The sequence below is a fragment of the Noviherbaspirillum pedocola genome, from assembly GCF_016632335.1.
In the GTDB taxonomy this organism is placed as follows: domain Bacteria; phylum Pseudomonadota; class Gammaproteobacteria; order Burkholderiales; family Burkholderiaceae_D; genus Noviherbaspirillum_A; species Noviherbaspirillum_A pedocola.
Map to the genome: position 1 here is coordinate 24,509 of NZ_JAEPBG010000029.1, position 22,123 is coordinate 46,631.

Genomic DNA, 22,123 nt, shown 5'->3' on the forward strand with positions numbered 1-22,123 from the left:
CCGGCATGGAGAACGCCTCATGAATCGTATCGACATCATCGCCGCTGTCTTGTTCGGCATCGCACTGCTGCACACCTTCTCGGTCAAGCTCTTCGAAAAGCTTGCGCATCGCAGCGCCCGCCATGCCGGGTTGTTTCATCTGCTCGGCGAAATCGAAGTGGTGTTCGGCTTCTGGGCCTTCGTGCTGATCGGCGTGATGGCCATGTCCGAAGGCGGCCGCGCGGCCATCGATTACGCCGAATCGCGCCAGTACACCGAGCCCTTGTTCGTGTTCGTCATCATGGTGGTCGCGGCGTCCAGGCCGGTACTGCAAGTGGTGCGCATGCTGATCGCGTTCTGCGCGCGGCTGCTGCCGCTGCCGGACGCGCTGGCGAAGACCTGGCTGTGCCTGGCGGTCGTGCCGCTGATTGGTTCAGCCGTCACCGAACCGGCTGCCATGACCCTGGCCGCGCTGATGCTCGCGCCGCTGGTGTTCCGGCCCGGCATGCCGGAATGGCTGAAGTACGGCGCGCTCGGCGTGCTGTTTGTCAACATCTCCATCGGCGGCACGCTGTCGGCCTTCGCCGCGCCGCCGGTGCTGATGGTGGCATCGAAGTGGCAGTGGAGCAGTCTGTTCATGCTGCAAACCTTTGGCTGGAAATCCGCGCTGGCAGTGCTGATCAACGCTACCGTGATGACCTGGCTGCTGCGCGCGCACCTGGCACATACGCCGCCGGCCGATGAGGCCGAGGGGGCATCGGCGCCGCCGGCAGTCATGCTGGTGCACCTGCTGTGCCTGGCCGGCGTGGTGGTGTTCGCGCATCACCCGGTGCTGTTTCTCGGCATCTTCCTGTTTTTCCTCGGCTTCACCCAGGCTTACGCGCAATACCAGGGCCCGCTGATTTTGAAGGAAGCCTTGCTGGTCGGTTTCTTTCTGGCCGGACTGGTGGTGCTGGGCGGCATGCAGCAATGGTGGCTGCAGCCGATCATCTCGTCGCTGCCGCCGCTGGCGCTGTTCTTTGGCGCGCTGGCATTGACCGCGATTACCGACAACGCCGCGCTGACTTATCTCGGCTCATTGATCGAGGGTTTGTCCGACGCGGGGCGGATATTGCTGGTGTCCGGCGCGGTCGCCGGCGGCGGGCTGACGGTGATCGCGAACGCGCCGAACCCGGCCGGCGTGGCGCTGCTGCGGCGCGGGTTTGCGGATGGGAGCATCGGCGCGCTGGGCTTGCTGCTCGGGGCGCTGGCGCCGACGGCAGTGGCGGCGGCGTGTCTGCTGATGTAGCAGACAGGCTGCGGCGTTGCCAATGCAGCCTCTGCCATGCGCAACAGAGGCGGCGCAAGCACCGCGCTGCTCAGTAATGCGGGTAGTAGACGATCTTTTTGAGAGCTTCCAGTTTCTCGCGGAGGACTTTCACCGTTTCCTCGTGGCCGCGATCCTCGGCGATCTGCAAAGCCGATTCGCCATCGCGGTTGACAAGCGCCGGGTTGGCGCCACCGTCCAGCAGTATTCGCACCGCGCTGGTAGCACCTTCGGCCGCAGCGCGCATCAAGGCATTCATGCTGTCGCAGTCGGTCCGGTCGATGTCGCTGCAAGCCGGGATCAGTACATTCAGCACCTCGATGTGGTTGTTTTCCGCGGCGATCATCAGCGCAGTGTCGCCGTTGTGAGCGGCCTGGCTCACGCGGGCGCCGCGGTCCAGCAGCAAGCGCACGACCTCTGCGTTGCCAGACCATGCCGCGCGCACCAGGGCACTGCGGCCCTGGTCGTCGACCAGGTCGGTGTTGGTGCCGAAAAACAGCAGCTCTTTAACCATGGCGGCGTCGCCACGGGCGGCGCTGAGCATCAGTGCCGCGGTGCACGCATCGTCGAAAGCATCGACGTTAGAGTTATCAACGTCTGCGCATTCGGCAACCAGCATTAATGCAAGCTTGGCCTCTTCCCTGAGTGTTTCGTACCCTAAGTCGCTTTCCCGGGCATTGCTTGCGGCATTCACGTCCGCTCGGATCCTCGGCGTCTCGCGGAGGACTTTCACCGTTTCCTCGTGGCCGCGATGCTCGGCGATCTGCAAGGCCGATGCGCCATCGCGGTTGACAAGCGCCGGGTTGGCGCCACCGTTCAGCAGTGCTCGCACCGCGCTGGTAGCACCCTTGGTCGCAGCGCGCATCAAGGCATTCATGCTGTCGCAGTCGGTCCGGTCGATGTCGCTGCAAGCCGGGATCAGTACATTCAGCACCTCGGTGTGGTTGTTTTTCGCGGCGATCATCAGCGCGGTGTCGCCGTTGTGAGCGGCCTGGCTCACGTGGGCGCCCGCGACGATCAGCGCTCGCACCGCTTCAACATCGCCTCGTGCCGAAGCGTGCATCAGCACGGTATCGCCTTCGTCACCTGCTCTGTTCACATCAGCCCCATTGGTAATCAGCATTTGCAGGCGGACGTTGTCACCGTTACATACAGCGTCTTCCAGCGCCATGCGGTGTACGTTTCGCGTCGTGGGAGTGGGCGCGGGTCGCTGACCCGGATAGAACGCATGTGCGGCTGGCATCGTGCCCCGCCATTGCGGCGCCGTGGTGACGGCAACGGCGCCTGGCGCGCCAGGCGCTAGCGCGAGCAGGCCAGCGCTTGATGACGTTGCGCGCAGCAACGCATCGGGCTGCTGCGCTGGCGTGGGTTGCGCTCGCGTCGACGGCGGCGCAGGTTGGTAAGGGGAAGATGAAGAGGAAGGCGTTGCGTGAACTGGATGTGCCATGGTTCTCTTTCCTTCGGATGCTGTAACGGTGAGGCAGCAGAGTGCTGTGGGAGCGCATTGGTCACGCCAACAGGCATTGTGTTCAATGCGTCGAACGATGACGCGATGAACGCATCGCACGCGACGCGATTCCTGAAGAGGTGTCGCATTGCCAACGCGCCGGCGTGGAAGACGCGCCGGAGCACGCCGCGACGCGTAGGTTCACCATTCGTCGTCGCTGCGGCATGCTCTGCTGGCGGCAATGGAGGTGGGGTGAAGAAGAATCTCGCTGCGCTGGAAACTGGATCGGCCATGCTGTTCTCTCCTCCACGAGTCGGGTGGACTGGCGCATGGTGCGCGAGCCCGTACAGCGCGGAAGATGATTCCAGTCCCGGCGCGCGGGCGGAACTGGATAAGGGGACCGGACCGAAGGTGCTCAGGCATGCGCACAGCCGAGCGCCGAGCGCGCCGAACCGCAGGCGCTTACTTCACCGCACCGCGCGACACCTCCATCACCAGCCTTGTCCCCAGGTACAGCCGTGGCACGATGCTGTCGACCAGCACGTACTCATCATTGGTCGAATGCGCGCCGTAGCCCTGCAGACCAAAGCGCTCGATCACGGCATTTTTCGTCTGCTGCGCGGCGAAGGCGGCATCGGTGCCGCCGCCTTCGGCCACCGGGTCGATCACCAGTTCGCGACCCAGTTCGCGGTACACCGCCTGCGCCTGCGCGGCCAGGGTGCGGGAGGCCGCGGATGCTTCCAGCGGCGGACGGCGGCGCTCGAACACCACGCTCACCTTCGCCCCCGGCACCAGCTGCCTGGCCGCGCGCTCGCGCACCGTTTTCTCGAGCGCGTCGTAATCCTCCACGCGCAGCACGCGCACATCGGCCGCGGCTTCCGCGCTGTCGGGGATCACGTTGCGATTGCTGCCGGCCTTGGCCACGGTCCAGTTCATCTTCACGCTGCCGTCGGGCCTGGACAGGTCGCGCATCTGCAGCACCTGGTGCGCCATCTCGTACAGCGCGTTGATGCCATCCTGCGGCGCATTGCCCGCATGCGACGCCTTGCCCTGCACCTTCAGGAACACGCCGGCGATGCCCGAGGTTGCCAGCGACAGCTTGTCCGCGTTCACGCGCGAGCCTTCGAAAGACATCGTCACGTCATGCTCGGCGCCGAGCTGCGTGATCAGCTTGCGCGAACCCGGCGAGCCGATCTCTTCATCGCTGTTGATCAGCACGGTGAGCGTGCCGTAGTCCGCAAAGCCGAGGTCCTTCAGCATGGCTACCGTATGCAGGATCAGCGCCACGCCCTGCTTGTCGTCGGCGATGCCCAGACCAAAGGCCTTGTTGCCATCGATGCGAAACGGCTGCTTGGCGAGCATGCCCTTCAGGTACACCGTATCCATGTGCGCAATCATCAGGATCTTCTTCGTGCCCTTGCCGTGGAAGGTGGCGAGCACTTCATGGCCGAGCTGTTTCGGCGTGTCTTCCATCGGATAGACATCGGCATTGCCGTCGATGAGCCGCACGTCGCCGCCCAGCGCCTTGAAGCGGTCTGCAATCAGATTGGCGAGTCGGCTCAGGCCTTCCAGGTCGCGGCTGCCGGATTCGATGTTGCACAAGTCCTTCAGCGTGTCGAGCAGCGGCGTCTTGTGCCGCTCGGCTTGCGCCAGCACGGATGCCACGGGTTCGGCCGCGGTGGCCGGAATGGCTGCTTGAGCGCCGGCGCAGAACAGCGCGCCGGCGGCAATGGCGACGAGGCGTCGGGACAGCAGGGATCGCATCATGGGTCTTTGATGTTGTTATGGAAGGAAGGGCAGCATGCCACAGGCAAGCGTGCTACTTCCAGACGCATGCATGACGGTGACCGTCTGTGTGTCCATTCCTATGCCCGGCCGCCGGCCACGGCCGTTTCGCCGCCGCAGCGACGCGGCAGCGCTCGCGCCGCGCGTCAGCAGCTGCCCGGAGACGCGAAGCAATAGGACATGCGCAGGACACGGACCGTGTCGGCACGGTGGCTGACAGGGGCAAGCTCGAAGGCGTTCATGCCTTGGTTGTCGCGCAAGTGCCGCTGCGCACCCGCGGCCAGCAATATCCGCACCACGTCGGTCTGGCCATTGATGGCGGCCGTTATCAGGGCGTTGCGGCCATCGACGTCGACCTGGTTGACCGCGGCGCCGGCCGCCAGCAGCACGCGCACGGCCTCGACATGCCCGCCCGCGGCGGCATGCATCAACGCAGTCGTGCCTTCCTTGTCGGCGGCGTCGATATTGCCGGCATCTGCGGCCAGCAATTTGATGACTTCGACATGGCCGCCGGCTGCGGCATGTATCAGCGGTGTACAACCATCCACGTCGGCCAGGTCGCGCCTGGCGCCCTTCTGCAGCAGCGCCTGCACCGTGCCGGGATGGCCTTCACCGGCTGCGCAAGCCAGCGCGGTGAGGTGCAGCTCGTTGGCATGGTCGTCGATGCCGAAACCCGCAGTGAGCAGCGTTTCGAGCGTGGCGAGATGGCCTTCATATGCTGCTATCTGCAGCGCGTGCGGATCGCGCCTGGCGCCGGCTTTCAGCAGCGCCTTCACCACATCGTCATGCCCGGTTTTCGCGGCAATCAGCAGGGCGGTGGCGCCTTCGTCATTGGCCTGGTCGATTCTGGAGGCGGCTTGCAGCAGCAACGTCAGCGCGTCCAGCTTGCCGTACGCGGCCGCGCGCATCAGCGCGGTGTTGCCGCTGCAGTCGGTATGGTTGACGCAGGCGCCGTGATTCAGCAGCAGTTGGACTGCCGCGCAATGGCCTTTTCCCGCGGCGATCATCAATGCGCTCGCGCCGACGCGGTCCGGGTGGTCGATGGCGATGCGGGAGTCGGTCAGCAGCATCTGTATCGCCATCAAATGGTTGCCCGCCACGGCGTTCAACAGCGCCGTCATGCCGCTGTTGTCGGCAAGGTTGACGCTGACGGTGGCAGGCAGCAGCGCCGCGATGGACGCGAATTGGCCTGCCTGCGCCGCAACCATCAGCGCATTCCTGCCGGCGCGGGAAACCTCGTTGGCATTGGTGCGCCGTGCGAGCAGCGTGTTGATCGCATCGACATTGCCCTCGCTCGCGGCAGCCAGCAATGGCATCCCATCCATGTAGCCGTAATTTTGCGGACTGGCGATGTCTGGTTGCGTTGAACCGTCCATCGCGGCCTTCTGGCTGCTGGCCAGGCCGTCGACGGCAGCCGTGCTGGTCGGCGCGGATGCCGTCGACGCCGGCATCTCGGCCTGCGCCGCGCCGGCCTCGGTGCCGAGCAGTGCCGCGGTCTTCGCCCTGTTGCCGTTGTACACCGCCTCTCTCAGCCAGTGCGAGCCGTTCCAGTCGGCGCTGTACGGGCGCGCCCCGGCCTCGCGCAGCTTGAACGACGTTTCCGCGTGGCCGTTGCATGCCGCAAAGAACAGCGCGGTGGCGCCGTTCTTGTCGGTGGCATCGACGCGGGCGCCAGCACCCAGCAGCGCATCGATCACATCGTTTGCGCCTTCGTGCGCCGCCGCCATCAGCGCGGTCCAGCCAGTGTCGTCGGCATGGTCCGGTTTGGCGCCGGCTTCCAGCAGCCGCCGCACCGCCGCAACCTGTCCGTGAAAGGCGGCGGCCGTCAACGCGGAAGCGCCATGACGGTCGGTCTGCTCGACGCGCGCGCCGGCTTTCAGCAGCGCTTCCAGCATGGCGGTATCGCCGCGGCCGGCAGCCATCATCAGCGCGGTCCAGCCCGAGCCTGATGTGGCGGCATTGACGCTCGCGCCGACCTGCAGCAGGCGTTGCGCCAGCACCGTGTTGCCAAAGCAGGCGGCGACCATCAGCGGCGTGAGCGCCTCTTCCTCCAGGCCGTTCCAGGAAGCGTCGCCGCCGGCAGCAAGCAGGCCGGCGCGGTTGACCTCGGCGCGCACGTCGACGTTGTCTGCCTGCAGCCCGGCCAGGATGCGTTCCAGCGCGGCGGCGTCGCCGCTTCGCACGGCCTCGAGCAGCGGCGAGGCGCCGCGCATCGCGGTCGCGTCGGCGTGGGTGCTATGGGCGCTATGGGCGGGCGGCGGTGCGGCATCGGCGCTTGCGTCGGGCAGCCACTGCGGCGGCTGCGTCAGGGCGGGCTGCACGGCATGCGACGGCAATGGCTGCGCCGTATCCGGATGGGAGCCGGGATGCAGCGCGGGACCCGTGGCCGGGACCGGCGCATCGCCCTCGGCTTGCGACAGAGCATGTGGCGTGAAAGGGATGTTTGCTGCGGAAGTCGGGGAAGTCATGTCTTGGCTCCTCTTGATATTTGACGGTGTGATGCGCACGGCGCATGCGTTTGCGTAACCGGAAAGTAAATCGGGAGCAACTCGGTAACACGGCGGCCGATTGCGCTCATTCGTTCAAACCGATGTGCGGCGAAAGGACAGATCCCGTCAATAATTGCCGATCGGCGCACTTGCTGGAACGGACCGGGACGGGCGGCAGTGCCTCTATCGACAGTGCACGCATCACTTCCGCCCTGAAATTCGTTAAGCGGCCATTGCGCGTTGTGGTGAGATGCGCGCCGGTGTCATACTCGCCGCATCGTTCGGCTTCGCTCTTCCGTTTCTCCCATTCCTCCGATTTCTCCCATGTCCGCACTCCCTATCGATCTGCCCGCCTATCTGCGCCGCATCGGCCATGACGGTCCCGTGGTCGCTGAGCTCGCCACGCTGCGGCAACTGCATGCGCTGCACGTGTCGGCAATTCCGTTCGAAAACCTGTCGCCGCTGCTGGGCGACGAAGTGGGTCTGGACGCCGCCAGCCTGCAGGGCAAACTCATCGCTGCCGGCCGCGGCGGCTGGTGCTATGAGCACAACCTGCTGTTTCGCCACGCGCTGGAAGCGATCGGCTTTCGTGTGCGCGGCCTGGCGGCGCGGGTGCGCTGGAATGCGCCGGCAGGCGTGACGCGGCCGCGCACGCACATGCTGCTGCTGGTGCATGTCGATGACGAGGAATGGATTGCCGATGTCGGCTTCGGCGGCCTGACGCTGTCCGCGCCGCTGCGCCTGGCTCCCGGGCTGGCGCAGGAAACGCCGCACGAGCCGTTCCGCATCGCGTCCGAAGGCGATACCTGGCTGCTGCAGGCGCGGCTCGACGAGGCATGGAACACGCTGTATGCCTTTGATCTGCAGCAGCAGCACCTCGCCGACTACGAGCTGGCGAACTGGTATCTCGCGCATCATCCGCAGTCGATGTTCGTCAACCATCTGCTCGCCGCGCGCGCGGCGCCGGGCGAGCGCCATGCGCTGATTGATACCCGTTACACCCGGCGCTGGAACGGCGGCAGCGAAAGCCGCGATCTGGTCGACGTGGACGACATGAAGCGCGTGCTGCGCGAGCGCTTTCTGCTGCGCTTGCCGCCGCATCCGGCGCTGGATATGCGCCTTGCCGGTTTCTTCGATGCCGCGGACAAATGACAATTTTCCTTCAACACGATGGAGCATCACCATGAAGTACTGCCCGCACTGCGCGGCCCCGCTGTCGACAAGCGCAATCGATGGCATCGAACGCCTCGCCTGCGGCGCGGGCTGCGGTTATGTTTTCTGGAACAATCCGGTGCCGGTGGTCGCGGCCCTGGTGCAGTACCGCGGCGGCGTGCTGCTGGCGCGCAACGCGGCCTGGCCGAGCGGCAAGTTCTCGCTGATCACCGGCTTTCTCGAACGCGGCGAATCGCCCGAGGAAGGCATCCTGCGCGAAGTGCATGAGGAGCTGGGCCTGTCGGGCAGCATCGCGCGCTTCATCGGCTACTACCCGTTTCATCCGCAGAACCAGCTGATCCTGGCCTTCGATGTGCTGGCCGAAGGCGAGGTCAGCCTGTCGCCGGAGTTGCTGGAATACCGGGTCATTGCGCCGGAAAAGTTGAAGGCCTGGGATTTTGGCACCGGCTTCGCGGTGCGCGACTGGCTGGCCATACGGGCGGCATGAAGGCTGCGCGATGGACAAGCCCGTCGTCACTGCACTGTCGGCCGTCACGCTGGCCACCGCTGACATGGCGCGCGCCACCCGCTTTTACGATGCGCTTGGCTTTGCGCTGCGCTACGGCGGCGCGGCGAGCGAGTTCACGTCCTATGCGATCGGCGCAGCGTATCTGAACCTGATTGCGCAGGCCGTGCCGATTGCCTGGTGGGGCCGGGTCATCTTCCATGTGTCGGACGTCGATGCGATGTACCGGCTGGCGCTGGATGCCGGCTATGCGCCGCATGCGCCGCCGGCGGATGCGCCCTGGGGCGAGCGCTATTTCCACATCACCGATCCGGACGGCCATGAGCTGAGCTTTGCCAGGCCGCTATCGCCAGCCTTCGCGCCGCCATGAGCGCGTCGCCGCGTCCGACCATCATCTTCGGCGCCTTCGACCGCCACAATCTCGGCGACATGCTGTTTGCCCATGTGCTGCAGGCGCTGCTCGCGCCGCGGCCGCTGGCCTTCGCCGGCCTGATCGACGCTGATCTGCGCGGCTGCGGCGGCCACAGGGTACATGCGTTGCGCCGGCTGGCGCTGCGCTTGCCCGGCGCGAACCTGGTGCATGCCGGCGGCGAAATCCTGAGTTGCGACGCGCCGCTTGCCGCGGCCATGCTGCTGCCGCCGCGCCAGGCGCAAGACCTGCTGCCGCAGGACGACGCGCCATACGCCGATCGGCTGGCATGGGCGCGGCAGCGGCTGGGCATGCCCGATCTGGCGCCGTATGTGGCAGGGCGCGATGCGATCCCGCAAGGCGCGGCGCTGTTGCACAACGCCGTCGGCGGCGCGGACTTGGACAGCGCCGAGCCTGCGCTGCGCGAGGAAGTGCGCAGGAAGCTGGCGCAGGCCGATGTCGTGACGGTGCGTGATGCGCGCAGCGCCGCGGCGCTGGCTGGCCTGGGCATCGCAAGTCGCTTGTTGCCGGATCCGGTCTGCCTGCTGCGCGAGCTGTTCGGCGCGCCGATTGCGCAGCGCGCGCGGCAGGGCGAAGTGGCAGCTGCGCGCGCCGGTTTTGCCGACGGCTATCTGGCGGTGCAGTGCAGCGCCGACTTCGGTGACGACGCCACACTCTCGGCCATGGCCGCCGGCCTGGAGGCGCTGGCACGCGCGCGTGGCCTCGGCATTGTTTTCTTCCGCGCCGGCGCGGCGCTGTGGCATGACGAACTGGAAACGCTGCAGCGCCTGAAGGCGCGCATGCGCATGCCGGCCATGCTGATGACGAGTCTCGACATTGTCGACATCTGCGCACTCATCGCCGCTTCGCGCGGCTATCTCGGCAGCAGCCTGCATGGGCGCATCGTCGCGATGGCTTATGCGCTGCCGCGCGCCAACCTGCTGTTTCCGGGTACGCACAATGCCAACAACAGCGCCAAGCACGATGCCTATGCCGCCATATGGGAAGCACCAGGATTACCGACGGCGCTTGCCGTGTCCGATATCCCCGAAGCCATGCGGGCGGCGCTCGATGCCGCGCCGCGTACTCTCGAGGACTTGGCCCGCGCCCACGCAGCGATTTACCGCAGCGGCTTCGCCCAGCTGCGGGCAATGCTGCAATGAATTTTCGTCTTGGCGCAGCGCAAAATATTTGATGGAACTTCGCCCGGAGCCGCGAGTCTGGTAAGAACGCTATCGACTGAAAGTCTGCATGCCGGCCGTTTGGAAAGGCATGGTTTTAATGAGAACAAGGATGCGTACGACTGCGCGGCTTTCCGATTGCGCCGGGGGCCACTTCATTCCCACCCTGCGTAAGTTGACGTACGCCACATGAGACAGAACGACCTGGACGATCACGGCCTGGATGATTGGCCGCGCAAGACTGCCATCAGCGCCGCGTTGAGCGAGCTCGACTGCAGCAATGCCGGGCTTGGCCCACCCTGTACCTGGCCATCCAGCCTGAAGTCCGCCGCTGCCCTTTTGCTGCGGTTGCCGATGCCGGCCTTTCTGCTGTGGGGCGAGCGCAGCGTCCAGCTCTACAACGATGCCTGCCTGCCGCTGCTCGGCGAACGGCATCCGGCCGCGCTCGGCCAGCCCTTTGCCGCCTCCTGGCCCACGCTGTGGCGCGACCATGCTTCGCTGCGCCGCGCGATTGAAAACCGCAAGCCCTGCACGCTGCACGATCTTTGCCTGGAAGGCGCCACCGGTGCAGCCAGGCATGCGCTCTGCTGCATGCCGATGCCGGATGAGCGCGGCCTGACCGGCGGCCTGCTGCTGACATTGCATGACGAAGCGCCCGCCGACGGCGCCGGGTTTGCGGTTCGCGATGAACGCCTGTGCCTGCTGGAAGAAGTCTTTCGCAGCGCGCCCACCTTCGTGCATGTGCTGAACGGACCGGATTTCGTGATCGAATCGGCCAATGCGGCGTTCTACCGGCTGGCCGGCCGCCCCGATCTGCTCGGGCGTCCCCTGTTCCGTGCGCTGCCTGAAATGCTGTCGGCCCGATACCAGGGCTTGCTGACCGGCGTGCTGCAAACCGGAGAGCCGTTCATCGGGCGCGAACAGCTCGTGCGGCTGGGTGGCGCGCCGGGACGCGAGCCCGAAGAGCGGTACATGGACCTGGTCTACCTGCGCCTGGGCGATAGCCCCTGTCTGCTTGGCTACGGCGCCGATGTCACCGACCGGGTACACGCAAGACAGGAAGCGATCACGCGCCTGAAGGAAAGCGAGGCGCAGTTGTCGGCGATCTTTTCCCGCGCCGCCGTGGGCTTGAGCGAGCTGTCGCTGGACGGCCGCTTTCTGCGCGTCAACGACACGCTGTGCGAGATGCTCGGGCGCAGCCGTGAAGACCTGCTCGGCGTGCCCGCAGCCGAAGTGACCCACCAGGAAGATCTGCCGAATACCGTGGCCGCGCTGCAGCGCGTAGCGATCACCGGCGAACGAACCTCGCTGGACAAGCGCTATCTGCGCCCGGATGGCAGCGTGGTCTATGCCAACAGCGCGCTGACGCTGCTGCATGATGAGCGCGGCAATCCGCGCAGCTTCCTCGCGGTCACGGTCGATCTGACCGAGCGGCGCAGCGCCGAGGAAGCGCTGCGCGAGAGCGAAGAGCATTTCCGCTATACCGTCGAACTCAATCCGCAGATCACCTGGACTGCCGATCCCAGGGGCAGCATCATCGCTTCGCCGCAGCGCTGGATCGACTGGACCGGCAGCAGCGCATTGGGCGACGGCTGGCGACGGTCCGTGCATCCGGAAGACCTGCCCATGGTCGAAGCGGCATGGAAGGCATCGCTGGACAGCGGCCAGCCGCCGGACATCGAATTCCGGCTGCGCATGCGCGGCGGCCATTACCGCTGGGTGCGCGCCCGCGCCTATCCGCGCCGCGACGCCGGCGGGCGCATTGTGCGCTGGTACGGCAACATCGAGGACATCCATGACCGCCGGCTGGCCGAGGAAGCGCTGCGCTACAGCGAGGAGCTGCACCGTTTCGCCGCCGAGGCCGGCCACATCGGCAACTGGGACCTGGATATTGCCAGCGGCGCGCTGATGCTGGCGCCGCAGATGGCGGCGCTGCTCGGCTACCCGGCCGAGCACATGGTGCTGCCGGCGGCGCAATGGAAGTCGCTGGTGCTGCACGAAGACCGCGGTGCGCTGGATGCCGCGATCCGGATCGCGGTGAAGAACGCCGAGCGCGTCGATATCGAATACCGGGTGCGCCATCGCGACGGCACGATACGCTGGCTCTACAGCCGCGGCGCGGCAGTGCGCAGTGATGGCGGCTCGGTCATACGTCTGCGCGGGGCTGCGCTCGACATTACCGAGCGCAAGGCGGCCGATGCCGCGCTGCGCGCCAGCGAGGAGCGCTACCGGGTACTTATCGAACTCAATCCGGACGCGGTGCTGGTCGATGCCGGCGAGCGCATCGTGTATGCCAATCCTGCGGCGCTGCGCATACTCGGCGCGACATCGACGGATGAACTCATCGGCCGCGCGCCCACGTCATTCATCGAGCCGCGTTGTCGCGCCGCGGTGCGCGCGAGCCTGGATCAGGCCAGCCGGCACGGCGTCATTCCGCCGCTGTCCGAGCAGCGCTGGCATCGCCTGGACGGCAGCGTCATCGATGTGCAGCTCTCGCTCGGGCCGGTGTACTGGGAAGGCGCGCAGGCCACGCAGATGCTCTTGCGCGATATCAGCGAGCGCAAGCGCACCGAGGATGCGCTGCGCATTTCCAATGAGCGCCTGAAGCTGGTCATCGAAGGGTCCGGCGAAGGCATCTGGGACTGGGACATCGCGGATAACCGCTACGTCTTTTCCGGTCGCCTGAAACGCCTGCTCGGCTGGGATGCCGTCGAGCCGCGCGACGGTGGCAAGGCATTGCGGCGCGCGATCCATCCGGACGACCAGATGCGGGTCTGGTCCGCATTGCGCGCCTATATGGAAGGCCGGGCGTCTTCGTATGCCTGCGAATTTCGCATCCGCACCCAGAACCGCGGCTGGCGCTGGATGCAGTCGCGCGGCATCATCGTGGCGCGCGACGCCGACGGCAAGCCGCAGCTCATGACCGGCACCATGGCTGACATCTCGGGCAAGAAGGAAGCCGAGGAGCAGATCTGGCGCCATGCCAACTTCGACGGCCTGACCGGCCTGCCGAACCGCCGCCTGTTCCGCGACCGGCTCGACCAGGAAGTGCGCAAAGCCGCACGCCACGCTCACCGCATTGCGCTGCTGTTCATCGACCTGGACCGCTTCAAGCAGGTCAACGATCTGCTTGGTCATGACGCTGGCGACATGCTGCTGGCGCAGGCGTCGCAGCGGCTGAAGAGCTGTGTGCGCGACAGCGATACCGTTGCACGTTTGGGCGGCGACGAATTCACCGTGATCCTGACCGAGCTGGAAAGCTTCGACCATGTCGAGCAGGTGTGCCAGAAGATCCTGGAAACGCTGGAGACGCCGTTCAACATCGGCAAGGAAGTCGCGTACATGTCGGGCAGCGTCGGCGTGACGATCTATCCGGATGACGCCATGCGCAGCGATGAGCTGATCCGCAAGGCCGATCAGGCGATGTACGCGGCCAAGCACGCTGGCAAGAACCGCTTCAGCTATTTCACCCAGGCCATGGATGAAAAGGCGCATCTGCGCCTGCGCCTGGCCAGCGAATTGCGCGGCGCGCTGTCGGCCGGACAGCTGGAAGTGCGCTACCAGCCGGTGGTGGAACTGGCATCGCAGCGCATCGTCAAGGCCGAGGCGCTGCTGCGCTGGCATCATCCGCGCCTGGGGCTGGTGGAGCCGGCGAGCTTCATCCCGCTGGCCGAGGAAACCGGCATGATCAATCAGATCGGCAACTGGGTGTTCAAGCAGGCCGCCGATTGCTGCAAGGTCTGGAGCACGCATCTCGGCGAGCCGTTCCAGATTGGCGTGAACAAGTCGCCGATCCAGTTTCTGTCGCCGAAGGAAGAATCCGACTGGCGCGCGCACCTGGAAGAGCTGGGCCTGCCGGGCAGCAGCATCAGCATCGAAATCACCGAAGGCCTGCTGCTGCATGCCTCTTCCAGCGTCAACAACCGCCTGCTGGAATACCGCGATGCCGGCATACAGGTCGCTATCGACGACTTCGGCACCGGCTATTCCTCGATGGCTTACCTGAAGAAGTTCGATATCGATTACCTGAAGATCGATCAATCCTTCGTGCGCGACATGGACACCGATCCAGGTGACCGCACCATCGCCGAGTCCATCATCGTCATGGCCCACAAGCTGGGCCTGAAGGTGATTGCCGAGGGCATCGAAACCGAGGCGCAGCGCAGACTGCTGGTGGAGGCCGGTTGCGATTACGGACAGGGTTTTCTGTTTGCCAAAGCCTTGACCTCGGCGGATTTCGAGCAGCTGCTGCTGGCGGGGAATCAGCGCGCGATGTTGTCGGCATGACGGAAAGCAGCGAAAACGGCACCACCCACGACTGACTTTCAGTCATCGATCTCCGGAACAAAGAATCCCGGCCGACGTGTCGGAAAATGCAGGGGCAACTGTAGACGCGCCCGGCATTTCATTGCATGATGCGACCACAAAAATCCATACCGATGGGAAGCGAAGAGACAGGACAGCCCGCGCATCATGCCGCGGGCTTTCTTTTGCGCGTCCGTCGCGGATGATCACCTTGCCCGCATGTCCGATTGTGTTCAGGCGAAAAAAAACCCGCTCGCCTTGACGGGGAGCGGGTAATCCATCCTTGGGAGGGTGGAGGAGACAGGTGCAACTATAGTCACTTGCCGCGCATAACGAAAATTCCGAATTCGGATAGTCGAAATACGTTTCATGAATGGCGGCCGGAGCAGGGCGTCTTCGGCAGAAAAAATTCATCTGGATTAATATATCGGACTTCAACGATATTCATATCCGCACTTTCCGATGAACGCAGCCGACCAGGTATCCGACCGCGAAGCCGCCGATGAGATCGCCTCAAGCGAGGCCATCGACATGGACGTCATCCACAAGGCCCTCGCCAATCCGACCCGACGCCAGATCCTGTGCTGGCTGAAGACCCCCGAAGCGCATTTCGCCGAGCAGGAATATCCGCTCGATCTCGGCGTATGCGCCGGGCTGATCGACAAGCGCTGCGGTCTGTCGCAATCGACGGTGTCGGCGCATCTGGCCACGTTGCAGCGCGCCGGCCTGTTGAGCGCGCGCCGCGTCGGCCAATGGATTTTTTTTCGGCGCAATGAAGACCTCATCCGGCGTTTTCTTGCGCAACTTCATGACGGTTTGTAAGGCCGTTTTCCTCACCCGGCGGTTTTTCCGCCTCCAACAAGAAAGAAGGAAGCATGAGCACACTGTTTGATCCCATCAAGATAGGCGACCTCGAACTCCCGAACCGCGTCATCATGGCGCCGCTGACCCGCTCCCGTGCCGTCGGCGAAGGCCGCGTGCCGAATGCCCTGATGGCCGAGTACTATGCGCAGCGCGCCTCGGCCGGGCTGATCCTGTCCGAAGCCACGGCTGTCACGCCGCAGGGCGTGGGCTATGCGAACACCCCGGGCATCTGGTCCGACGAACAGGTCGACGGCTGGAAGCGCGTGACCGACGCGGTGCATGCGGCGGGCGGGCGCATCTTCCTGCAGCTGTGGCATGTCGGCCGCATCTCCGATCCGATCTTCCTGGATGGCGATCTGCCGGTGGCGCCGAGCGCGGTGCAGCCCGCCGGCCATGTCAGCCTGGTGCGTCCGAAGAAGGAATACGTGACGCCGCGCGCGCTGGACATCGAAGAGATTCCCGGCATCGTCGCCGCTTACAGGAAGGGCGCCGAAAATGCGAAGCGCGCCGGCTTCGATGGCGTGGAAATCCATGGCGCCAATGGCTATCTGCTCGACCAGTTCCTGCAGGACAAGACCAACCGTCGCACCGATGCCTATGGCGGCTCGATCGAGAACCGCTCGCGGCTGATGCTGGAAGTCACGGACGCGTGCATAGCGGTGTGGGGCGCGAATCGCGTCGGCATGCATCTGGCGCCGCGTTGCGACGCGCATGACATGGGCGACTCCAACCCGGCCGCGACTTTTGGCTACGTGGCCAGGGAACTCGGCAAGCGCGGCATTGCCTTCATCTGCGCGCGCGAAGCAATCGGCCCGGACAGCCTGGGTCCGCAATTGAAGACGGCTTTCGGCGGCGTCTACATCGCCAATGAGGGCATGACCCGTGCCAGCGCCGAGGGCCTGATCGAAGCCGGCAAGGCGGACGCCGCGGCCTTCGGCAAGGACTTCATCGCCAACCCGGATCTGCCGCGCCGGCTGGAGAGGAATGCGCCGCTCAATCCGCAACGTCCTGACACCTTCTATGCGCCGACCGCGGAAGGCTACACGGACTATCCGGCACTGGCGGCGTAAGCGCGTCGATCGACATCGTGCCTGCATCGGGAAGGCGCGATGTCGAGGCGTAGGTTGGGCTGACAAGCCCAACATTAAACGCCCGCGGTCCACGGACATGTTGGGCTTGCCAGCCCAACCTACAAATTGGACTCAGTTTTCCGGAAACCTGGCGTGCCCCGCGGTGAGATTGCGCAAGTCCTCGCGCGCCACGTCGCATGCAAGCGCAGGCAAGCGAAACTCCAGCCGCGCCAGCACTCCATGGCTGCTCCCTGCCAACAGGTAGCCCTGCTGCGCCAGCCAGCGCCGCACCCGCGCCTCGCTGGCGTAATCGACTTCCACCGTCAATGTCGCCATCGGCACCTGCACGATGCGCTCGGCGCCTTTCAGCGCCGCGGCGATCGCATCGGTGTAGGCGCGCACAAGGCCGCCCGCGCCCAGCTTTACGCCGCCGAAATAGCGCACCACCGCGCCGAGCACGCCGTCGAGTTCATGGTGGCGCAGCACTTCCAGGATCGGCCTGCCCGCGGTGCCGGAAGGCTCGCCATCGTCGGACATGCCCGAATGGCCGCCGGCCAGAAGCGCCCAGCACACATGCGCCGCGCCCGGATGCTGGGCGCGCAAGGCATCGACAATGGCCAGCGCCGCGGCGCGGTCTTCTACCGGCACTGCCAGCGCGATGAAGCGGCTCTTGCGGATCTCGATCTCGGCATGCGCGGCTGCCGCGAGCGTATGGGACGGCATGATGTTCAGCCCTGCAGCGCCATGCGCAGCGGCCGGGCGTTGGCGTCGATGCCGGTGGCAATCGATAGCGAGAAACAAGGCGGCAGCGCGCTTCTAGAAGTCATGAGAACGGGCTTGATCGTAATGAAGCCGGGGCAGCGACGGACACGGCGGTGGCGGGAAGCCGCTATTATAGGCGGCCCGACAAGCCCCCCTTTCCTGCACCTCCTGCACCATGACAACCGATGAAGCGCTGCAAGCGCTGGTCAGCCGCGAAATGCCCTTCGGCAAATACGAAGGCCGCCTGCTGGCCGATCTTCCCGGACACTACCTCGGCTGGTTCGCCCGCGTCGGCTTTCCGCAAGGCGAACTCGGCCGGCTGCTGGCGCTGATGTACGAGCTCGACCACAACGCGCTGCGTCATCTGCTCGAGCCGCTGCGGGAGCAACGGGCATGAGCTTCGCCAGCTGGTGGCTGTTCGTGGCCATGACCTTCGTGATCTGCGCCACGCCCGGACCGAACATGCTGATGGTGATGACCTGCAGCGCGCGCCATGGCATGCGCGCCTCCTTTGCCGCAATGGCCGGCTGCCTGTGCGCACTGATCGCGATGATGTCGATTTCCGCCGCCGGGCTTGGCGCGCTGCTGGCCGCATTCCCGCGTGTGTTCGATCTGCTGCGCTTCATCGGCGCGGCCTATCTGGCCTGGCTGGGCTGGCGCGCGTGGCGCGCGCCGGTGTCCGACATGGATGCCGAGGCGGCGAGCCCGTCGCTGCCGCAAGTCAGAGGCGCCGCGCTGTTTCGCCAGGGGCTGCTGGTGGCGGCCAGCAATCCGAAGGCGATCCTGTTTGCCGCCGCGTTCCTGCCGCAGTTCATCGCGCCCACGCATGCCGCGTTGCCGCAGTTCGCGATCCTGCTGGCGAGTTTCGCCGTCATCGAATGCGGCTGGTACCTGGTTTATGCGGCCTGCGGCCAGCGTATCGCCGCGCGGCTGCGGCGCGCCGCGGTGATGCGCGCCTTCAATCGAGCGACCGGCGGCGCCTTCATCGGCTTCGGCGCGCTGATGGCGGCGCTGCGGCATTGAGGAGATGAGCATGAGCGGGAATGATCCCTGGAAGCTGCAGCGTTTCGTCGATGCGCAGCAGCCGGTGTATGCGCAGGTACTGGCCGAGCTGCGCGCCGGCCGCAAGACCAGCCACTGGATGTGGTTCATCTTTCCGCAGATCCGCGGCCTGGGGTCGAGCCCGATGGCGCAGCATTACGCGATCGCTACGCTGGAGGAGGCGCGCGCCTATCTCGCGCATGCGCTGCTGGGTCCGCGCCTCAGGGAATGCAGCGCGCTGGTCGCAGCGGTGGATGGACGCAGCGCCCACGCCATCTTCGGCTCGCCAGACGACATGAAATTCCGTTCCTCGATGACGCTGTTTGCGCATGCGGCCGAGGACAATGCGGTGTTTGTTGAATGCCTGGCGAAGTATTACAGCGGCGTTGAGGATGCGGCGACGCTGGCCCGCTGCGGCTTGGCCTGACGAGGAAGACTCGGCGCCTTCGCTGCCCGCGGGCGCTCGATGTTGGCTCGGCGCCGAAATCACCTGGCTGATGCGCAGGGTGGGTGCAACCCACGCGTCTGGTCGATCAAGCGCAGACCGCGTGGGTTGCATCCAGCCCGCAAACCTCGGCGGAAGAAGTCCGACCTGCGACGGGTCCGGTCGTTCGAGGCGTCATTCGCCGGGAACGACCCGACATCCCCCATCTGCTCTTGCCGCAGCTGCAGCAGGCGCGGCGTGGAAAGCCTAACTGGCTGTTGCATGGTGCGACTCCATCAAATGGGGGAGCCTCTGCGTGACGAAGGACCGCGCACGGTTCCGGAACCGGCTGCGACGATTCAGCTCTCGGCCCTGTCTTCCATGCCAACCTCCGGGCGCGCCTTCGCCACCATTGCCACCGCAGCCGCCAGCTTCGCCGCGTCGACCGGCTTGGCCACATAGGCATTGAAGCCGGCCGCGAGCGCGCGCTGCCTGTCCTCCGGATGGGCAAAGGCGGTGAGCGCGACCGTGGGCAGATCCGGATGCCGCAGGCGCGCCTGGCGCAGCAGCGCGTAGCCATCGGTTTCAGGCATGCCGATGTCGGAAACCATCACTTGCGGCCGGCGCGAGCACAGCATTTCCATCGCCTCCGCGGCGCTGGCGGCAACCACCACATCGGCCGCGCAATCGGCGAGGATGCGGCAGGAAAGCTCGAGCGCGTCGGGCTCGTCATCAACCACGAGCACGCTGATGCCGGCCAGGCGCGTGGCTGGCGCCGGCGCATCGGTGTCCTGCGTCGTCGTGGCCTGTTTCGGCGCAAATGGCAGGCGCAGCGCGAAGCTTGCGCCTTGCCCGGCTCCGGCGCTGGACACCGCGATCGTGCCGCCATGCAGCTCCACCAGCTGGCGTACGATCGCCAGTCCCAGGCCCAGTCCGCCATGCCGGCGCGCGGTGGACGAATCGGCCTGGCGGAAACGGTCGAAGACATGCGGCAGGAAATCCGGCGCGATGCCGATACCCGTATCCGCAACCGTGATCTCGACGCCGCCGCCCTTCTGCGCGAGGCATACCCGCACGGCGCCGCCTTCGGGCGTGAACTTGACCGCATTGACCAGGAGATTCCACATCACCTGCTGCAGCCGCGCGGCATCGACACAAACGGCTTCGGCCTCTTCATCGACCTCGGCATCGACGCGGATGCCCTTCTTCAAGGCCATCGGCCGCACGGTTTCGAGCGCGGCCTGCACCACGGGGGCTGGCTGCAGCGGCTTCAATTCCAGGCGCATGCGGCCGGAAATGATGCGGTTCATGTCGAGCAGGTCGTCGATCAGTTGCGCCTGCGCGCGCGCATTGCGCTCGATGACCTCGAGGCCGCGCCGCAAATCGCCTTCGCGTCCGTTCTGCTGCAGCAATTGGGTCCAGCCGAGGATGGCGTTGAGGGGCGTGCGCAGTTCATGCGACAGGATCGCCAGGAAATCATCCTTCATCGCCGACAGCCGCTCGGCCTCGGCGCGGGCGGCGGATTCGCGCGCCAGCAGCGACTGGCGCTCGACCGCGGTGGCCTGCAAGAGCCGCACCGCTTCCGACCGTGCTTCCAGGCGCGCGTCGTAGATCGCCACCAGCAGCGTGGCGCCGAGCAGCAGCAGGCTGGCGCCGCCGATCATCACCGCCAGCGCATTCTGCGTATAGCCCTGGCCGGCGGCGCGGCAGATGCTGCCTTCCGGGAAGCCGGCGGCGGCCATGCCGGTGTAATGCATGCCGGCGATGGCAATGCCCATGACGGTCGCGCCGGCGCCGCGCGCCAGCCACACTTGCGGCAGGCTGCCGCGCAGCTGAAAGCCCAGCCACAGCGCCGCGCCCGATGCCGCCACCGCGATGGCCACCGATGCGGCCACCAGTCGCAGGTCATAGACGATGCCCGGCTCCATGCGCATGGCCGCCATGCCGGTGTAATGCATCAGCGCGATGCCGCCGCCCATGAGCAGCGCGCCTCTTGCGAGATGCCGGGGCCGCAATTGCGGCTGCCGCGCCTGGCGCAGCGCCAGCGTTGAACTGGCGATGGCGATGAGCAGCGAGGCGAGCGTGATGCGAAAGTCGTAGCCCAGCGGAATCGGCAGCCGGAATGCCAGCATGCCGATGAAATGCATGGCCCAGATGCCGATGCCCATGACCACCGCGCCGCCGACAAGCCAGCGCCGCCCCGCCGTGATCGAGGCGGCAACGCGTCCGGACATGGCCAGCGCCGTCGCCGAGGCAAGGATGGCTACCAGCACCGAGACCGCGACAAGCGGAAGTTGATAATGTCCGGTCAACACACTTTTTCCGTGAGGAAATGCAATTGGTCAATGTGACCGATTATCGCCTGAAACACAATGTGCTTTTACAAAACCGGGTCGTACCACGGTTTTTCACAGGCGCGACCCGTAGCCTACTTTGTTATCCAGTTCACCCGCGGAAACTTGCGATGAAAGCTTTCCGGCATTGGCACGACGCGACGTTCACGGTAATCGAAGAACACGAAACCGGACTTGGCCATTGCTACTAGCGCGCCGTCACTCGGGCGGGTGATGCGAAAGATGATGTCGCCGCCGTAGCGGTTGAAATCCATCACGCCGGTTTCGAACAGCAAGGCGTCACGCGCATGCGCTTCACTGCGGTAGGTGGTCGCCAGGTCGGTAACGATGATGCCGGGGCCGCCATCGCGGCTTTCGCTGATGCCGAAGTCGAACAGGAAGCGTGCGCGGGCCTCGGAGATCATCGAGATCATCGAGTCGTTGCCGAGATGGTTGGCGGCGTTGATGTCGGTCACGCGCACCGTCAGGTGGGTGGAATGGCAGTATTGGTCTTCGGGAAAATCGAGTGTCAGGCGGGCCATGATGAAGAGCAGGGAAACGGCGCGGAATGCGGGCGGCCATTGTACTCGCGGCGCCCGCTCGCGATGCTGCGGGGGCATCGCCAGCCCACGCGCTTCTTGGATCGGCTATGCGTTGGACTGACGAAGGAAGCCCGACATGCTCGCGGTCCGCGGGCGCTCGATGTTGGGCTTGTCAGCCAGCCCTTTCAAGGTGACGTCGAATTGTCTTTCAGGCCGTCGGTAGGCCGAGATAAGGGTAAGTTGCCGTTGCCGTTGCCGTTGCCGTTGCCTTTGCCTTTGCCTTTGTAGTTGTCGTTGTAGTTGCAGTTGCTGTTGCCTTTAACCCCCGTTGATTGCGCCGTGACGGCGATGCCCGGAGCGGGAAAAGGTGCGGCGTCTGTTTGAGCGAAGCGCAGCGTAGCGAGTTTAGCCGCGCCCCGCTCCGGGCGTCGACGGCACGGGAACCCCGCGCAGCGGGGCGCAATCTCCGGGGGCGCTTTTCTTGCCTACTTCTTTTGGCGCGCAAAAG

Annotated in this window: 18 protein-coding genes; 11 read left to right on the forward strand and 7 right to left on the reverse strand. The window is 65.6% G+C overall.

Annotation, left to right across the window (positions count from 1 at the left end; genetic code table 11):
* The first annotated feature begins 19 nt into the window (after positions 1-19).
* Positions 20-1,267, forward strand: coding sequence for a putative Na+/H+ antiporter (locus tag JJB74_RS30060; protein ID WP_200598247.1), 1,248 nt, complete (start codon positions 20-22; stop codon positions 1,265-1,267).
* A gap of 70 nt (positions 1,268-1,337) precedes the next feature.
* On the opposite strand, the gene JJB74_RS30065 is transcribed toward JJB74_RS30060, so the two are convergent.
* The 4 genes from JJB74_RS30065 to JJB74_RS30080 all read right to left on the reverse strand — a co-directional run bounded on the left by JJB74_RS30065 (position 1,338) and on the right by JJB74_RS30080 (position 6,985).
* Positions 1,338-2,456: an ankyrin repeat domain-containing protein gene (locus tag JJB74_RS30065; RefSeq protein WP_200598248.1), complete on the reverse strand. Its 1,119-nt coding sequence runs from the start codon at positions 2,454-2,456 to the stop codon at positions 1,338-1,340.
* 128 nt (positions 2,457-2,584) lie between these two features.
* Complete coding sequence (locus JJB74_RS30070) at positions 2,585-3,025, reverse strand: hypothetical protein (RefSeq protein WP_200598249.1); 441 nt, start codon at positions 3,023-3,025, stop codon at positions 2,585-2,587.
* Positions 3,026-3,194: 169 nt separating this feature from the next.
* Positions 3,195-4,499, reverse strand: a complete 1,305-nt coding sequence (locus JJB74_RS30075) for a M20/M25/M40 family metallo-hydrolase (RefSeq protein WP_407672444.1) — start codon at positions 4,497-4,499, stop codon at positions 3,195-3,197.
* A 164-nt stretch (positions 4,500-4,663) separates the two neighbouring features.
* A complete protein-coding gene (locus JJB74_RS30080) occupies positions 4,664-6,985 on the reverse strand; it encodes an ankyrin repeat domain-containing protein (RefSeq protein ID WP_200598250.1) in 2,322 nt (773 codons plus the stop codon).
* 345 nt (positions 6,986-7,330) lie between these two features.
* Between JJB74_RS30080 and JJB74_RS30085 the strand changes: the two genes are divergently transcribed.
* The 7 genes from JJB74_RS30085 to JJB74_RS30115 all read left to right on the forward strand — a co-directional run bounded on the left by JJB74_RS30085 (position 7,331) and on the right by JJB74_RS30115 (position 16,513).
* Positions 7,331-8,158: an arylamine N-acetyltransferase family protein gene (locus JJB74_RS30085; RefSeq protein WP_200598251.1), complete on the forward strand. Its 828-nt coding sequence runs from the start codon at positions 7,331-7,333 to the stop codon at positions 8,156-8,158.
* A gap of 31 nt (positions 8,159-8,189) precedes the next feature.
* Positions 8,190-8,666: an NUDIX domain-containing protein gene (locus tag JJB74_RS30090; RefSeq protein ID WP_200598252.1), complete on the forward strand. Its 477-nt coding sequence runs from the start codon at positions 8,190-8,192 to the stop codon at positions 8,664-8,666.
* Between the two features lie 10 nt (positions 8,667-8,676).
* Positions 8,677-9,054: a VOC family protein gene (locus JJB74_RS30095; RefSeq protein ID WP_200598253.1), complete on the forward strand. Its 378-nt coding sequence runs from the start codon at positions 8,677-8,679 to the stop codon at positions 9,052-9,054.
* A complete protein-coding gene (locus tag JJB74_RS30100) occupies positions 9,051-10,256 on the forward strand; it encodes a polysaccharide pyruvyl transferase family protein (RefSeq protein WP_200598254.1) in 1,206 nt (401 codons plus the stop codon). The genes JJB74_RS30095 and JJB74_RS30100 overlap by 4 nt, the downstream gene beginning before the upstream one ends.
* A 207-nt stretch (positions 10,257-10,463) precedes the next feature.
* A complete protein-coding gene (locus tag JJB74_RS30105; RefSeq protein WP_200598255.1) occupies positions 10,464-14,561 on the forward strand; it encodes a PAS domain S-box protein in 4,098 nt (1,365 codons plus the stop codon).
* Between the two features lie 543 nt (positions 14,562-15,104).
* Positions 15,105-15,401, forward strand: a complete 297-nt coding sequence (locus tag JJB74_RS30110) for an ArsR/SmtB family transcription factor (RefSeq protein ID WP_325170199.1) — start codon at positions 15,105-15,107, stop codon at positions 15,399-15,401.
* Between the two features lie 53 nt (positions 15,402-15,454).
* Entirely contained in the window at positions 15,455-16,513 is a 1,059-nt protein-coding gene (locus tag JJB74_RS30115) for an alkene reductase (protein ID WP_200598257.1), read from the forward strand.
* Positions 16,514-16,645: 132 nt separating this feature from the next.
* Here the strand turns inward: JJB74_RS30115 and JJB74_RS30120 are convergent, their stop codons facing one another.
* Positions 16,646-17,236, reverse strand: coding sequence for an IMPACT family protein (locus JJB74_RS30120; protein WP_200598258.1), 591 nt, complete (start codon positions 17,234-17,236; stop codon positions 16,646-16,648).
* Between the two features lie 214 nt (positions 17,237-17,450).
* On the opposite strand from JJB74_RS30120, the gene JJB74_RS30125 reads away from it, so the two are divergent.
* The 3 genes from JJB74_RS30125 to JJB74_RS30135 are packed head-to-tail and all read left to right on the forward strand — an operon-like array spanning position 17,451 to position 18,743.
* Positions 17,451-17,672: a DUF3820 family protein gene (locus JJB74_RS30125; RefSeq protein ID WP_200598259.1), complete on the forward strand. Its 222-nt coding sequence runs from the start codon at positions 17,451-17,453 to the stop codon at positions 17,670-17,672.
* On the forward strand, positions 17,669-18,298 hold the full coding sequence (locus JJB74_RS30130) for a LysE family translocator (RefSeq protein WP_200598260.1): 630 nt from the start codon (positions 17,669-17,671) through the stop codon (positions 18,296-18,298). Before JJB74_RS30125 ends, JJB74_RS30130 begins: the two co-directional genes overlap by 4 nt.
* A 10-nt stretch (positions 18,299-18,308) precedes the next feature.
* A complete protein-coding gene (locus tag JJB74_RS30135; RefSeq protein ID WP_200598261.1) occupies positions 18,309-18,743 on the forward strand; it encodes a DUF1810 domain-containing protein in 435 nt (144 codons plus the stop codon).
* Between the two features lie 356 nt (positions 18,744-19,099).
* Here JJB74_RS30135 and JJB74_RS30140 read toward each other — a convergent pair whose 3' ends face one another.
* Positions 19,100-21,055, reverse strand: a complete 1,956-nt coding sequence (locus tag JJB74_RS30140; protein WP_200598262.1) for an MHYT domain-containing protein — start codon at positions 21,053-21,055, stop codon at positions 19,100-19,102.
* 113 nt (positions 21,056-21,168) lie between these two features.
* Positions 21,169-21,615, reverse strand: a complete 447-nt coding sequence (locus JJB74_RS30145) for a thioesterase family protein (RefSeq protein WP_200598263.1) — start codon at positions 21,613-21,615, stop codon at positions 21,169-21,171.
* Between the last annotated feature and the right edge of the window lie 508 nt (positions 21,616-22,123).